The organism is Priestia sp. USM5 (assembly GCF_058323215.1).
Window position 1 is genome coordinate 736,195 of record NZ_JBSGKN010000001.1, and the last position, 15,399, is coordinate 751,593.

Annotated in this window: 12 protein-coding genes and 1 pseudogene; all 13 read left to right on the forward strand. The window is 39.7% G+C overall.

Annotation, left to right across the window (positions count from 1 at the left end):
• The first annotated feature begins 103 nt into the window (after positions 1 to 103).
• The 13 genes and pseudogenes from ACWATA_RS03830 to ACWATA_RS03890 all read left to right on the forward strand — a co-directional run bounded on the left by ACWATA_RS03830 (position 104) and on the right by ACWATA_RS03890 (position 15,371).
• Entirely contained in the window at positions 104 to 4,414 is a 4,311-nt protein-coding gene (locus ACWATA_RS03830) for a PolC-type DNA polymerase III (protein WP_049166117.1), read from the forward strand.
• Positions 4,415 to 4,778: 364 nt separating this feature from the next.
• Positions 4,779 to 5,249: a ribosome maturation factor RimP gene (gene rimP, locus ACWATA_RS03835; protein WP_028411402.1), complete on the forward strand. Its 471-nt coding sequence runs from the start codon at positions 4,779 to 4,781 to the stop codon at positions 5,247 to 5,249.
• 37 nt (positions 5,250 to 5,286) lie between these two features.
• Positions 5,287 to 6,399: a transcription termination factor NusA gene (nusA, locus tag ACWATA_RS03840; RefSeq protein ID WP_028411401.1), complete on the forward strand. Its 1,113-nt coding sequence runs from the start codon at positions 5,287 to 5,289 to the stop codon at positions 6,397 to 6,399.
• 13 nt (positions 6,400 to 6,412) lie between these two features.
• A complete protein-coding gene (gene rnpM / locus ACWATA_RS03845; RefSeq protein ID WP_013058838.1) occupies positions 6,413 to 6,694 on the forward strand; it encodes an RNase P modulator RnpM in 282 nt (93 codons plus the stop codon).
• Complete coding sequence (locus ACWATA_RS03850) at positions 6,694 to 6,993, forward strand: YlxQ family RNA-binding protein (RefSeq protein ID WP_028411400.1); 300 nt, start codon at positions 6,694 to 6,696, stop codon at positions 6,991 to 6,993. Before rnpM ends, ACWATA_RS03850 begins: the two co-directional genes overlap by 1 nt.
• Before the next feature lie 22 nt (positions 6,994 to 7,015).
• Positions 7,016 to 8,884 (forward strand): annotated as a pseudogene (gene infB / locus ACWATA_RS03855) (translation initiation factor IF-2); the annotation flags it as partial.
• Positions 8,881 to 9,159 (forward strand): DUF503 domain-containing protein, encoded by a 279-nt coding sequence (locus ACWATA_RS03860; RefSeq protein WP_013058835.1) that lies wholly within the window; start codon positions 8,881 to 8,883, stop codon positions 9,157 to 9,159. The pseudogene infB and the gene ACWATA_RS03860, both read left to right, overlap by 4 nt.
• Before the next feature lie 14 nt (positions 9,160 to 9,173).
• Complete coding sequence (gene rbfA, locus ACWATA_RS03865) at positions 9,174 to 9,539, forward strand: 30S ribosome-binding factor RbfA (protein WP_013058834.1); 366 nt, start codon at positions 9,174 to 9,176, stop codon at positions 9,537 to 9,539.
• A gap of 92 nt (positions 9,540 to 9,631) precedes the next feature.
• Complete coding sequence (truB, locus tag ACWATA_RS03870) at positions 9,632 to 10,549, forward strand: tRNA pseudouridine(55) synthase TruB (protein WP_033579797.1); 918 nt, start codon at positions 9,632 to 9,634, stop codon at positions 10,547 to 10,549.
• A gap of 28 nt (positions 10,550 to 10,577) precedes the next feature.
• Entirely contained in the window at positions 10,578 to 11,534 is a 957-nt protein-coding gene (ribF, locus tag ACWATA_RS03875) for a bifunctional riboflavin kinase/FAD synthetase (RefSeq protein WP_028411397.1), read from the forward strand.
• Positions 11,535 to 11,683: 149 nt separating this feature from the next.
• Positions 11,684 to 11,953 carry a 30S ribosomal protein S15 gene (rpsO, locus tag ACWATA_RS03880; RefSeq protein WP_013058831.1) on the forward strand — a complete coding sequence of 90 codons (270 nt, stop codon included), beginning with the start codon at positions 11,684 to 11,686 and terminating at the stop codon, positions 11,951 to 11,953.
• A gap of 168 nt (positions 11,954 to 12,121) precedes the next feature.
• Entirely contained in the window at positions 12,122 to 14,248 is a 2,127-nt protein-coding gene (pnp, locus tag ACWATA_RS03885; RefSeq protein WP_014458473.1) for a polyribonucleotide nucleotidyltransferase, read from the forward strand.
• 142 nt (positions 14,249 to 14,390) lie between these two features.
• Positions 14,391 to 15,371, forward strand: a complete 981-nt coding sequence (locus ACWATA_RS03890; RefSeq protein ID WP_016765374.1) for a polysaccharide deacetylase family protein — start codon at positions 14,391 to 14,393, stop codon at positions 15,369 to 15,371.
• Positions 15,372 to 15,399: the final 28 nt, after the last annotated feature.

A 15,399-nucleotide genomic window follows, 5' to 3' on the forward strand; every position in this document is an offset into this window, starting at 1 on the left:
TTGTATCCCTGCTGTTTTTATGTTTATAAACAGAACATATGACAGAATAGAAGTCATTTATGTTAAAATAGATTGCACTCATTTATAAAAGGAGGCAGAAAACTTGGAAGCACAAACGCTAGGAAAAAAAGAGCGTTTTAAGTTGCTGCTGCAGCAGTTAGAGCTGACGAGTGATCAAATTGTTCCTTATTTTGAAAACGCAGCGATTGAAAAGCTCATCATTCAGAAAGAACAAAAAAAATGGCATTTTCATTTTTCTTTAGAAGGGTTATTACCTTTTGAGATCTATGAGTTATTCCATGCTCGCATGTCTTCAGCTTTTTCTCATATTGCGAGTGTTTCTTTTTCTGTTCAAACCGTTAATAAAGAATGTACGGAAGAGCATGTACAGTCATATTGGAAGCATTGTATTGGAGAAATGCAGGGAATATCCCCGCTTTTACAGTCGCTTTTACAAGATCAAATGCCGAGATTGAACGGTGCCAAATTGATTGTGAACGCACGACATGATGCAGAAGGAACGGCTTTACGTAAAAAGTACAGTCAGTTAATTGCTGATCAGTATGCGTCCTATGGCTTTCCGAACCTTCAGCTAATGACGGAAGTTGTACATTCAGAAGAAGCATTTCAGCAGTTTGTAGAGCAACGAAAACAAGAAGATACAGAAAAAGTATTACAAGCCATCACAGAAATGCAAAATAAAGAAAATGAAAAAAGTGATGGACCAGACCTACCAAAAGGTCCGCTTACAATTGGATATACGATTAAAGACGAGACGGTTCGCCTAGACTCCATTGTGGATGAAGAAAAGCGAATTGCCGTTGAAGGATACGTATTTGATGCAGAAACTAGAGAATTACGAAGCGGACGTACGCTTCTTATTTTTAAAGTGACAGATTATACAAACTCTATTATGGTTAAAATGTTTTCACGTGACAAAGAAGATATTCCTTTACTTCAAGCGATTAAAAAAGGAATGTGGGTAAAGGTTCGCGGAAGTGTACAAAATGATACATTTGTCCGTGATTTAGTTATGATTGGAAATGATGTCAACGAGATTACCGGTCCTGCTAGACAAGATACAGCGCCTGAAGATGAAAAGCGTGTGGAGCTTCACTTGCATACGCCAATGAGTCAAATGGATGCCGTTTCATCTGTTGGAGCTTTAGTCGGACAAGCTAAAAAATGGGGACATCCGGCTGTAGCGATAACTGATCATGCGGTTGCGCAGTCGTTTCCTGAAGCATATGGAGCCGGGAAAAAGAACGGCATTAAAATACTGTACGGAGTGGAAGTTAATTTAGTAGACGACGGCGTGCCGATTGCCTATAATCCGAAGCATGTGGATTTGACAGAAGCAACTTACGTAGTATTTGACGTCGAAACAACCGGTTTGTCAGCCGTATACGATACCATTATTGAACTTGCTGCCGTGAAGATGAAAGAAGGAGAAATCATTGATCGATTTGAACGGTTTGCAAATCCTCATCATCCTCTGTCTGCAACAACAATTGAGCTGACGGGTATTACAGATGATATGGTCCAAAATGCGCCTGAAATCTCAGAAGTACTTCGTGATTTTCACGAGTGGATGGGTGACAGTATTTTAGTCGCTCATAATGCAAGCTTTGATATGGGATTTTTAAATATGGGACTGCAAAAAATCGGTTTAGAAAAAGCAGCTAACGGCGTTATTGATACGCTTGAACTCGGAAGATTTTTGTACCCGCATATGAAAAACCATCGTTTGAATACTCTTGCTAAAAAGTTTGATATTGAACTTGTGCAGCATCACCGCGCGATTTATGATGCGGAAACAACTGGCTATTTGTTAAATAAAATGCTGAAAGATGCATTTGAACGGGAAATTACAATGCATGATCGCTTAAATGATTATATGGGAGAAGGGAATGCCTATCAGCGGGCCCGTCCTTATCATGCGACTCTTTTAGCACAAACCGACGTAGGATTAAAAAATCTATTTAAACTTGTTTCGATTTCTCATTTAAATTACTTTTATCGAGTTCCGCGAATTCCAAGATCTCAGCTCGACAAATATCGAGAAGGCATCTTGATTGGAACCGCATGTGACCGAGGCGAAGTATTCGAAGGCATGATGCAAAAAGGAATTGATGAAGTAGAAGGAGTAGCTGAATTTTATGATTACATCGAAGTACAGCCTCCTGACAACTACAAGCACTTAATTGAACTAGATTTAGTGCGAGATGAGAAAGCCTTAAAAGATATTATTAGCAATATTGTGAAGCTTGGTGAAAAGATTGGAAAGCCGGTTGTAGCAACAGGAAATGTTCACTATCTCAATCCGGAAGACAAAATTTACCGAAAAATTTTAATTGGTTCACAAGGCGGGGCTAATCCTTTAAACCGTCATCAGCTGCCGGATGTTCACTTTAGATCAACGGATGAGATGCTGAATTGTTTTTCATTTTTAGATGGGGACAAAGCGAAAGAAATTGTTGTTCATAATACGCAAAAAATAGCCGATATGATCGATGATATTAAACCAATTAAAGATGATTTATATACGCCGAAAATTGAAGGTGCGGACGAAGAAATGCGTGAAATGAGTTATGCGATGGCACGCAGCATCTACGGTGAAGAGCTGCCTGAAGTAGTAGAAGCTCGTCTAGAGAAAGAGTTGAAAAGTATTATCGGCCACGGGTTTGCCGTTATTTACTTGATCTCGCATAAACTCGTTAAAAAATCATTAAATGATGGTTACTTAGTTGGTTCACGTGGTTCCGTAGGGTCTTCATTTGTTGCGACGATGACGGAAATTACAGAAGTAAACCCACTGCCGCCGCATTATGTGTGTCCAAAATGTAAGAAATCCGAGTTTTTTAATGACGGTTCCGTAGGTTCTGGATTCGATCTGCCGGACAAAAGCTGCGACGATTGTGGCGTACCGTTTATTAAAGATGGACACGATATTCCGTTTGAAACGTTCTTAGGATTCAAGGGAGACAAGGTTCCCGATATCGATTTGAACTTCTCCGGAGAGTATCAGCCGCGAGCTCATAACTATACAAAAGTACTGTTTGGAGAAGATAATGTATACCGTGCGGGAACAATCGGTACAGTTGCCGAAAAAACAGCTTATGGCTATGTAAAAGGCTATGCTGGTGACCGTGATTTACATTTACGAAACGCAGAAGTGGATCGTTTAGTAGCAGGATGTACGGGCGTAAAACGTACAACTGGTCAGCATCCAGGAGGAATTATTGTTGTACCGGACTATATGGATATTTTCGATTTTTCACCCATCCAGTTTCCAGCTGACGACCGTAATTCCGAATGGAGAACAACTCATTTTGACTTCCATTCGATTCATGATAATTTATTAAAACTTGATATACTCGGACACGATGATCCGACCGTGATTCGCATGCTTCAAGATTTAAGTGGAATTGATCCAAAAACAATTCCGACGGATGATCCTGAAGTGATGAAAATTTTTAGTGGAACGGAATCACTTGGCGTAACAGAAGAACAAATTATGTGTAAAACAGGAACGCTTGGCATACCTGAATTTGGAACGCGCTTTGTGCGTCAAATGTTAGAAGATACGAAGCCAACGACGTTTTCAGAACTTGTTCAAATCTCGGGACTGTCGCACGGGACGGACGTATGGCTTGGTAATGCGCAGGAGCTAATTCGCAATGATATTTGCAACTTAAGTGAAGTAATCGGCTGTCGTGATGACATCATGGTTTATCTAATTTATCAAGGTCTTGAACCTTCACTTGCTTTTAAAATTATGGAGTCTGTGCGTAAAGGGAAAGGGCTAACACCTGAATTTGAAGAAGAAATGATCAAAAATGGTGTTCCGGACTGGTATATTGATTCTTGTAAAAAGATTAAGTATATGTTCCCTAAAGCCCATGCGGCTGCTTATGTATTGATGGCCGTGCGTATTGCTTATTTCAAAGTGCACCACGCGCTTCTTTATTACGCAGCATACTTTACGGTTCGTGCAGATGACTTTGATATTGATACGATGATTAAAGGATCAACTGCCATTCGAGCGAAGATGGAAGAAATCAATGCCAAAGGTTTAGATGCATCTCCTAAAGAGAAAAACTTATTAACGGTGCTTGAGCTTTCTTTGGAAATGTGCGAACGAGGCTATTCATTTAAAAAAGTAGATTTATATGAATCGAGCGCAGACGAATTTTTAATTGACGGCACATCTTTAATTCCACCGTTTAATGCCATTCCTGGTCTTGGCACAAATGCAGCGCTGAACATTGTAAAAGCTCGTGAAACGGGAGAGTTTTTATCGAAAGAAGACTTGCAGCAGCGAGGCAAAGTATCAAAGACGATTTTAGAGTATCTAGACAACCATGGATGCCTTGAATCATTACCTGATCAGAACCAGCTTTCTCTTTTCTAACATTTGCATAAAATAAGCGGTTATGATATAGTAATTGTGGAAATGCTAAGGATACGGACGAGAAAGAGTGGGGAAACCCGCTCTTTCTTATTGATATGAACTTACTGTCATAGTAAGTAGTATGGAGAACGAATCGGCTTCTAGCATGATTCGTTTTTTCTGTAGATTTTCAATCACCATGATTGATTTATTATGTGACGTTTAAAATCCTGCAACACAAATGACAACATTTCCACTCTAGTAGGTTAGACCTCTTATAGAGTGCAAAATAAAAATAGCAAATAAACCACTCTTTTTTGATATAAGAGACATAAAAAACGCGTAACCTAAACATACCATGCAATGTCTCGAAGGGAGGATTAGAATGAGTAAAAATGTAAAACAAACAGTGGAAGAAATGGTTTCCCCTATCTTAGAGGAAATGAATTTAGAGCTTGTTGAAATTGAATACGTAAAAGAAGGAAAAGATTGGTTTTTACGTGTGTTTATCGACTCTGATACCGGCGTGGATATCGAAGACTGCGGAGCAGTAAGTGAAAAATTGAGTGAGAAAATGGATGCAGTAGATCCAATCCCTCATAACTATTTTTTAGAAGTATCATCGCCTGGTGCGGAACGCCCATTAAAAAAAGATAAAGATTTTGAACGTGCAATTGGTAAGCATGTATACATAAAAACATATGAACCAATTGAAGGTGCAAAAGAATTTGAAGGCGAATTACAATCATTTGACGGAGAAACTGTCACATTATCTATTCGTATCAAAACACGCACAAAAACGGTGATTTTACCATATGACAAAGTCGCTTTTGCTCGATTAGCGATTGTATTTTAATGTGTAGGGGCCAATATTAAAGGGGGATTATCCAACGATGAGCAGTGAGTTATTTGATGCCTTAGTCATTCTTGAAAAAGAGAAAGGCATTAGCAAAGATGTAATTATTGAAGCAATTGAAGCAGCGCTAATTTCTGCTTACAAACGCAACTTTAACCAAGCGCAAAACGTACGCGTTGATTTAAATTTAGAAAGAGGTTCAATGCGCGTGTTTGCTCGCAAAGATGTGGTTGATGAAGTATATGATCCACGTCTAGAAATTTCGGTTGAAGAAGCACAAACAATCAACCCTAACTTCCAGCTAGACGATGTGGTTGAAATCGAAGTAACGCCAAAAGACTTTGGACGCATCGCGGCTCAAACAGCAAAACAAGTTGTTACACAGCGTGTTCGTGAGGCGGAGCGCGGCGTTATCTACTCAGAGTTCAGCGATCGTGAAGAAGATATTATGACAGGTATTGTTCAGCGTCAAGATTCTCGCTTCATTTACGTGAGCCTTGGCAAAATTGAAGCATTGCTTCCTCAAAGCGAGCAAATGCCAAATGAGCAGTATAAACCTCATGATCGTATTAAAGTGTATATTACGAAAGTAGAAAAAACAACAAAAGGACCACAAATCTATGTTTCACGTACGCATCCAGGTCTTTTAAAACGTCTTTTCGAAAAAGAAGTTCCGGAAATCTATGACGGTACAGTTGAATTAAAATCAGTAGCTCGCGAAGCTGGAGACCGTTCAAAAATCTCTGTTCATTCTGAGTATGCTGAAGTAGATCCGGTCGGCTCTTGTGTTGGGCCAAAAGGTCAGCGCGTACAGGCTGTTGTGAATGAACTAAAAGGTGAAAAAATTGACATCGTTCGCTGGTCAAATGACCCAGTTGAATTTGTTGCCAATGCCCTAAGTCCATCTAAGGTAGTAGATGTGATTGTAGATGAAAATGAAAAAGCAACAACTGTTATCGTTCCTGACTATCAGCTGTCACTTGCAATTGGTAAGCGTGGACAAAATGCACGTCTAGCCGCTAAGCTGACAGGCTGGAAAATTGATATTAAAAGTCAATCAGAAGCTGAGCAAGAAGGTATGGTTGTAAAAAGTAGCGATGATATGCTAGTAAGTCAACATGCATTTGATTCAGATGAAGATATGGAATAAGAGGTGAGCCAAGGTGAACAATCGTAAAAAAGTCCCGATGCGAAAATGTGTGGCCACTGGAGAAATGAAGCCTAAAAAAGAGCTAGTACGCGTTGTACGTTCAAAAGAAGGCGACGTTTCAGTTGATGTAACGGGTAAAAAGTCCGGGCGCGGAGCTTATGTAAGCAAGGATAAAGAAGCAATTTTATTGGCAAAAAAGAAAAATGTGCTTTCGACACATTTAGGCGCGTCAATAGATGAAGCGGTTTATGAAGAGTTGCTAGCGCTTGTAGAAAAGGAGAAACAGTCACGCTAATGAATGAACAGTGGATCTCTTTTTTAGGGCTTGCAAACCGTGCACGCAAATTGATTTCTGGAGAAGAACTTGTGGTTAGAGAAGTTCGGAAACAAAAAGCAAAGTTAGTACTTTTAGCAAGCGATGCGTCTGAAAACACAAAGAAAAAAGTAACGGATAAATGTTCTTACTACAACGTTTCGGTTAGAATGGTTCCCGATCGCTACACGCTAGGTCAAGCGATTGGTAAAGATGCTCGAGTTGTGGTAGCCGTTATGGACGAGGGATTTGCTAAAAAGCTAGCAACGATGCTCGGTTAATTTTATGGGGGTGAAAGTATTGAATAAAAATACAAAATCAACAGCTAACAAAGGAAACAATAAAGGTAACAAAAAGCCACAGGCACAAAAGTCACAGGCACCAAAAGGTAGACCAGCTCCAGCAGCTGCAAAAGAGTTACCGGAAAAAGTAACGTTTGTCGGAAGCTTAACGGTTTCTGAGTTAGCAAAAGAATTAGGCAAAGAGCCTTCTGAAATTATTAAAAAATTATTTATGCTTGGTGTAATGGCAACAATTAACCAAGAGTTAGATAAAGATTCTATCGAACTAATTGCCGGAGAATACGGTGTAGAAGTTGAAGAAGAAGTAGTAGTAGATGACACTGCTTTTGAATCATTAGAAATTATTGACGACGAAAAAGACCTTCAAGTGCGTCCTCCAGTTGTTACAATCATGGGTCACGTTGACCACGGTAAAACGACGCTTCTTGACTCTATCCGTAACACAAAAGTAACGGCTGCAGAAGCAGGCGGTATCACGCAGCATATCGGTGCTTATCAAGTTGTGGTTGATGAAAAGAAAATTACATTCCTTGATACACCAGGGCATGCTGCATTTACAACAATGCGTGCTCGCGGTGCGCAAGTAACGGATATTACAATCCTTGTTGTTGCAGCAGACGATGGTGTAATGCCTCAAACAATTGAAGCGATTAACCATGCAAAAGCGGCAGAAGTGCCAATTATTGTTGCGGTTAACAAAATGGATAAAGAAGCAGCAAATCCAGATCGCGTTATGCAAGAACTAATGGAGCACGGCCTTGTAGCTGAAGAGTGGGGCGGAGAAACAATCTTCTGTAAGCTTTCAGCCATTTCAGGTGAAGGGATCGATCAATTACTTGAAATGATTTTACTTGTAAGTGAAGTAGAAGAGTTAAAAGCAAATCCTAACCGTCGTGCAGCAGGTACAGTTGTAGAAGCACAGCTAGATAAAGGCCGTGGGTCTGTAGCAACGCTTCTTGTTCAAACTGGTACACTACGCGTAGGTGATCCAATCGTAGTCGGAAATACGTTTGGCCGCGTTCGCGCAATGGTAAATGATATCGGCCGCCGTGTGAAGGAAGTAGGACCATCTACTCCGGTTGAGATTACTGGCTTAAACGAAGTTCCATTAGCTGGAGATCGTTTCTTAGTATTTGAAGATGAGAAAACAGCTCGTCAAATCGGAGAAGCTCGTGCTCAAAAGCAGCTTGAACAACAGCGCGGTGAAAAATCTCGCGTAAGCTTAGATGATTTATTTGAAAAAATTAAACAAGGTGAAATGAAAGACTTAAACCTTATCGTAAAAGCAGACGTACAAGGTTCTGTAGAAGCATTGGCTGCTGCTCTTCAAAAGATTGATGTAGAGGGTGTAAATGTTCGTATTATCCATACGGGTGTAGGCGCAATTACAGAATCTGATATCATTCTTGCAACTGCTTCTAACGCAATCGTTATCGGCTTTAACGTGCGTCCAGATGCTGGAGCAAAACGTACAGCTGACGTAGAAAACGTAGATATTCGTCTTCACCGCATTATTTATAAAGTAATTGAAGAAATTGAATCTGCGATGAAAGGAATGCTTGACCCTGAGTTTGCTGAAAAAATCATCGGTCAAGTGGAAGTACGTCAAACATTCAAAGTATCAAAAGTTGGTACAATCGCAGGAAGTTACGTAACAGACGGTAAAATTACGCGTAACAGTGGAATTCGTTTAATTCGTGACGGAATTGTTATCTTTGAAGGTGAAGTAGATGTGCTAAAACGCTTTAAAGACGATGCAAAAGAAGTCGCTCAAGGATATGAGTGTGGTATTACAATTAAAAACTTCAATGATATTAAAGAAGGAGATATTATTGAAGCATATGTAATGGAGCAAATTGATCCTAAATGATTGGACTAGTGGAGTGTGAATGCTTAATTTACGATGCTGCTTCTCTTAAAGAAAAACGTGCCGTGCTTCAGCGCATCTTGATGCGCTTGAAGCAGCGGTTTAACGTATCGGTTTCAGAAACTGATTTTCAAGATGTGTGGCAACGAACAAAAATTAGCATTGTCGCAGTCTCATCTAGCCGTGTCACAACGGAACAAGAACTGCAAAAAGCGCTAAGCTTGATTGATTCTTTTCCAGAGATTGAACGTACCATTACAACTTTTGATTGGTTATAAAAGGGGTGACACAGATGAACATAAGAGCAACTAGAGTCGGAGAACAAATGAAAAAAGAGATGGGCGAGATTTTAAATCGTAAAATCAAGGATCCGCGCATCGGTTTTGTGACTGTAACAGATGTTCAAGTATCAGGCGATTTACAGCAAGCGAAAGTTTATATCTCTGTTTTAGGAGATGCTGAACAGCGTGAGAATACGTTAAAAGGCCTTGCGAAAGCAAAGGGATTTATCCGCTCAGAAATCGGTCAGCGCATTCGCTTACGTAAAACACCTGAAATTACGTTTGAGTTTGATGAATCAATTGATTATGGTAATCGAATTGAATCATTGCTTCATGAAATAAAAAAAGAAAGCGATGACCATCAAGAGAACGAATAAGATCAGTGAATGTAGAAACAAAAAAGGGTGTCTCAAAAGTGGTTTTTGCTTCTGAGACACCCTTTTTTAAATGAAAAGGAGATGAAGAATGAGTGGACGGTGTTTTAGTTTTACATAAACCAGCTGGCCTGACTTCGCACGACTGTGTGTTTAAAGTCCGAAAGCTGCTTCGCACTAAAAAAGTAGGGCATACAGGCACATTAGACCCAGACGTTACAGGAGTATTGCCTATTTGTATCGGTAGAGCTACCAAGATTGTAGAATATCTAACAGGAGCTACTAAAACCTATGAAGGGGAAGTTACACTCGGGTTTTCTACAACAACAGAAGATTCTTCCGGAGAGGTTGTAGAAGAAAAGAAAGTAGCGGATTCTTTTTCACGTGCTCAAATCGAAGAAGTGCTGTCTTCGATGACAGGAGAACTTCAGCAAGTCCCTCCAATGTATTCAGCGGTAAAGGTCAAAGGTAAAAAACTATATGAATATGCAAGGCAAGGAATCGAAGTAGAGCGCCCAGTTAGAACCATTCATATCTATAACTTTGAACTGCTGGATGATCGCGCTACATTTGAGGGAGAACAAATTTCCTTCAAATTCCGCGTAACGTGCAGCAAAGGTACATATGTGCGAACGCTTGCTGTGATGATTGGAGAAGCTCTTGGCTATCCATCTCATATGTCGTATTTGCAGCGAACGGGTTCCGGGCAGTTTTCACTCGAAGATTGTGTGACATTTGAAGATATTGAACGGGCGGTAGAAGAAGAAACGATCAATGAGAAACTACATTCGATCGAAGAAGCTCTTAATCATTTGCCGAAACTTCAAATTAGTGATACATTAGCAGAGAAAGTGAAAAATGGCGCGGTATTGCCGTGTACGGAAGATGAAGAGTTAAAAAAAGAACCCTTCTTTTTAATGATAAATTCTGCAGGCAAGTGCTTAGCAATTTATGCTCAGCACCCAACAAAAAAACATTTAATGAAGCCGGTTAAAGTGTTGGCAATCGACTAGACCGGTTAGGGAAAAGGTGAACTGTGTTTTGGAAACGATTGAAATTCGACATCCACACCACTTTCAACGAGAAGCTGTTCAACAATCAGTGTTAGCGCTTGGTTATTTTGATGGTGTGCATTTAGGGCATCAGCAAGTGATAAATTCAGCAAAACAGTTAGCCGATGAAAAAGGCATAGCTAGTGCTGTGATGACGTTTACTCCTCACCCTTCTGTGGTGCTCGGGCGCAATGTGCAGCACATTGATATGATCACACCGCTTCAAGAAAAAAAGAAACTCATTGAGGAAATGGGAATTGACTTTTTATATATCGTTCATTTTGATAAACAGTTTGCAGCACTATTGCCTCAAGAGTTTGTTGATCAGTATATTATTGGACTGAATGTACAGCATGTGGTAGCTGGATTTGACTATACGTATGGAAAGTTAGGTAAAGGAACAATGGAAATACTACCATTTCATTCTCGATCAAAATTCACGCAAACAACAATTGATAAGTTAACAAATGGCGAAGAAAAAATTAGTTCAACGCTTATTCGCGAAAGTTTAGCAAATGGAGATATGCATCGAGTAAAAGAGCTGCTTGGCCGCTATTATGAAGTGTCAGGTACAGTGACTCATGGAGAAAAGCGAGGCAGGCAAATAGGTTTTCCTACTGCTAACATCGCTTTAGACGATGAGTATTTACTTCCACGCATCGGCGTGTATGCTGTTGAGCTTCAGCTTCACGGTAAGTGGTATGCAGGAGTGTGCAACGTGGGCTACAAGCCGACTTTTCACGATAATTTAGAAAAGCCAACAATCGAAGTCCACTTATTATCATTTGACGAGCAAATCTACGATCAGCACGTAACGGTGAAATGGCACCGAATGATTCGCTCAGAAAAAAAGTTCAGCGGCATCGAAGAGCTTGTCGGTCAGATCTCAAAGGACAAGGAAGAAGCCCTTGCTTATTTTGAAGGAATTCAAAAAAACAAGAAATAAAAAAATATATATAAATAGCTCCTACGACTTGCTTTTTGTTCTAATAAGTAGTAACATAACACTTGTATGTAAAACAACCATTGCTTGGCATTACGATTCACCAACGTTTTGCTCGGTAACTGGGGTTTAATAATAAGGAGGTGAATAGGATGGCTATCACACAAGAGCGTAAAAATGAAATCATTAGTGAGTACAAAACTCATGCGAACGACACTGGTTCTCCAGAAGTTCAAATCGCTGTCCTAACAGAGCAAATTAACAATCTAAACGGTCACTTACGTACTCATAAAAAGGATCACCATTCACGTCGTGGTCTTTTAAAAATGGTAGGTCGACGTCGTAACTTACTTAACTACCTACGTAACAAAGACGTTACTCGTTATCGTGAGTTAATCAACAAACTTGGTTTACGTCGATAATAAGAAGAAAGCGGGAGCATTCCCGCTTTTTTAGTATGTACATTTAAGAAACATTAAAGATGCTACATAATGTGAAAAAAGCTATTGTTTTTGGATATTTCGTTTATAATAAAACTATCACATTTGATTACATACATATTTTATATGTAGAGAGGGGTACTCGTCGATATGGAACAAGAAAAACGAGTGTTCTCTGTAGATCTAGCTGGACGAAAGCTAGAAGTTGAAGTTGGCCAGTTGGCAAAACAAGCAAATGGCGCAGCATTAATCCGCTATGGAGACACAGTTGTATTAAGTACAGCAACGGCTTCAAAAGAGCCTAAAAATGTAGATTTCTTCCCGTTAACAGTAAACTATGAAGAGCGTTTATATGCAGTCGGTAAAATCCCAGGTGGATTCATTAAACGTGAAGGCAGACCAAGTGAAAAAGCAATCTTGGCTAGCCGTTTAATCGACCGTCCGATTCGTCCTTTATTCGCAGATGGTTTCCGAAACGAAGTTCAAGTTGTCAGCGTTGTAATGAGCGTAGACCAAAACTGTTCTTCAGAAATCGCAGCAATGTTTGGTTCTTCATTAGCATTATCAGTATCTGATATTCCATTTGAAGGTCCTATTGCAGGCGTAATCGTAGGCCGTGTAGACAATGAATTTGTTGTAAACCCAACGGTAGATGAGCTTGAAAAAAGCGATATTCATCTGACGGTTGCTGGTACAAAAGACGCGATCAACATGGTTGAAGCAGGCGCTGATGAAGTACCGGAAGAAGTAATGTTAGAAGCAATTATGTTTGGACACGAGCAAATTAAAAAATTAATTGCGTTCCAAGAAGAAATTGTAGCAGCAGTAGGCAAAGAAAAAGTTGAAGTTGAGCTTTATACTGTTGATGCTGACCTTGAGCGTCAAGTTCGTGAAATTGCAGAAGGTGACATGAACCGTGCTGTTCAAGTTCAAGAAAAGCATGCGCGCGAAAATGCGATTAAAGAAGTGAAAAGCGCTGTAGCTGCAAAATTTGAAGAGCAAGATGTAGAAGAAGAAGTACTAAATCAAGTGAATGAAATTTTGTCGAAGCTTGTTAAAAGTGAAGTGCGTCGCTTGATCACAGAAGAAAAAGTACGTCCTGATGGCCGTAGTATTGACGAAATTCGTCCACTTTCTTCTGAAACAAACTTGCTTCCACGTACACACGGATCTGGATTATTTACGCGTGGACAAACTCAAGCGCTTAGCATCTGTACATTAGGTGCACTTGGCGATGTGCAAATTTTAGATGGTTTAAGTGTAGAAGAATCTAAACGCTTCATGCATCACTATAACTTCCCTTCATTTAGTGTTGGTGAAACTAGACCGATGCGCGGACCGGGTCGTCGTGAAATTGGACATGGTGCGCTAGGTGAACGTGCACTTGAACCGGTTATTCCAAATGAAAAAGATTTCCCTTATACAATTCGTCTTGTATCTGAAGTATTAGAGTCAAACGGTTCTACTTCACAAGCAAGTATTTGTGCAAGCACGCTTGCAATGATGGATGCTGGGGTTCCAATTAAAGCACCTGTAGCAGGGATTGCAATGGGTCTGATCAAATCAGGTGAACACTACTCGATTCTAACGGACATTCAAGGAATGGAAGATCACCTAGGAGACATGGACTTTAAAGTAGCAGGTACCGAAAATGGCGTAACTGCGCTTCAAATGGATATTAAAATTGACGGGTTATCTCGTGAAATTTTAGACGAAGCCCTTCAACAAGCAAAAAAAGGCCGTATGCAAATCTTAAATCATATGATGTCAACGATTGCTACGCCTCGTCAAGAGCTTTCTCAATATGCGCCTAAGATCCTTACAATGGCGATTAACCCTGATAAAATTCGTGATGTTATTGGACCAAGCGGCAAGCAAATCAATAAAATCATCGAAGAAACAGGCGTTAAAATTGATATCGAACAAGATGGTACAATCTTCATTTCTTCTATTGATCAGCCGATGAATGAAAAAGCGAAGAAAATTATTGAAGATCTTGTACGCGAAGTTGAAGTCGGCCAAATGTACTTAGGAAAAGTAAAACGAATTGAAAAATTCGGTGCATTTGTAGAAATCTTCAGCGGAAAAGATGGGCTTGTTCATATTTCAGAGCTTGCAGAAGAGCGTATTGGAAAAGTAGAAGACGTTGTAGCGATTGGTGACGAGCTTTTAGTTAAAGTCATGGAAATTGATAAACAAGGTCGCGTTAACTTATCTCGTAAAGCAATTTTAAAAGAACAAAAAGAAAAAGAAGAAAAAGCAAAAGAAACAAAATAATCTTCTTTTACTACTATATAGATATTGTGAAATCGTCCATACATGAAGAAAATCCATGTGTAGGGCGATTTTATCGTTTGTAGATGTTTGTTCTACCTTGTCCTCTTTATACATATTTTAAATGGTAAAGGGGGAAGGATAAGTGAAGAGAACCATTGTGCAATTTACAGCATTTCTATTTTTACTGGCAATTACATATAAATCTATTTATAATCCTTTTGCTGAAGCATATATAGAAGCACTTAAATCCGATGTACAACTTGTATCAGCTCAGCATGATGCGTTATATCAAAAGATTGAAGAAAAAGCAAAAGATTATGAAAAGCCAGCGGCGAATGCACGAATCGATCCCGTTTGGAAACGGGTTCCTGGCTATAACGGCATAAAAGTTGATCTTGCTGCTTCTTATAAAAATATGAAACCTGCGGGTAAATTTGATGAAAAAAAATTAGTGTACAAACAGGTTAGACCAAAGGTTCACTTGAAGGATTTACCACAGGAACCTATCTACCGTGGACACGATGAAAAGCCTATGGTATCGTTTACAGTGAACGTAGCATGGGGGAACGAGTATTTGCCTAAAATGTTAGAAGTGCTGAAAAAGCACCATGCTAAAGCAACCTTCTTTTTAGAAGGAAAATGGGTTAAAAATAATCCAGATATGGCAAAAATGATTGTAGACGCAGGGCATGAAGTGGGAAACCACTCTTATTCTCATCCTGATATGGCCACTTTATCGGCTAGTCAAATCAATCAGCAGCTTAAAAAAACGAATGATATTATTACATCTACTACGGGACAAAAAGTAAAATGGTTTGCTCCGCCGAGCGGCAGTTTTCGCCCCGAAGTAGTAACGCTTGCTTCTCAGTTAAAAATGAGTACAATCATGTGGACAGTTGATACAATCGATTGGCAAAAGCCAAGTTCAGAAGTGTTAATTAATCGAGTAATGAAAAAGATTCATCCAGGGGCTATTGTACTGATGCACCCGACTGAATCAACGGCTGAATCGCTTGACCAATTGTTAACCGATATTGAACGCAAAGGCCTGAAAGTTAGCGATGTGTCAACAATGCTAGATGAAGAAAGAATGATGAAAATACCTTCTTCTACTAAGAAGTAAGTGAGATAAGCAAAAGGGAGGCACTAGC

Bases quoted from the DNA above. Each gene is read 5' to 3' on its own strand.
- pnp (WP_014458473.1), top strand. From the start codon at position 12,122: ATGGAACAAGAAAAACGAGTGTTCTCTGTAGATCTAGCTGGACGAAAG.
- rbfA (WP_013058834.1), top strand. From the start codon at position 9,174: ATGAACATAAGAGCAACTAGAGTCGGAGAACAAATGAAAAAAGAGATG.
- rpsO (WP_013058831.1), top strand. From the start codon at position 11,684: ATGGCTATCACACAAGAGCGTAAAAATGAAATCATTAGTGAGTACAAA.
- rimP (WP_028411402.1), top strand. From the start codon at position 4,779: ATGAGTAAAAATGTAAAACAAACAGTGGAAGAAATGGTTTCCCCTATC.
- nusA (WP_028411401.1), top strand. From the start codon at position 5,287: ATGAGCAGTGAGTTATTTGATGCCTTAGTCATTCTTGAAAAAGAGAAA.
- ACWATA_RS03850 (WP_028411400.1), top strand. From the start codon at position 6,694: ATGAATGAACAGTGGATCTCTTTTTTAGGGCTTGCAAACCGTGCACGC.
- ACWATA_RS03860 (WP_013058835.1), top strand. From the start codon at position 8,881: ATGATTGGACTAGTGGAGTGTGAATGCTTAATTTACGATGCTGCTTCT.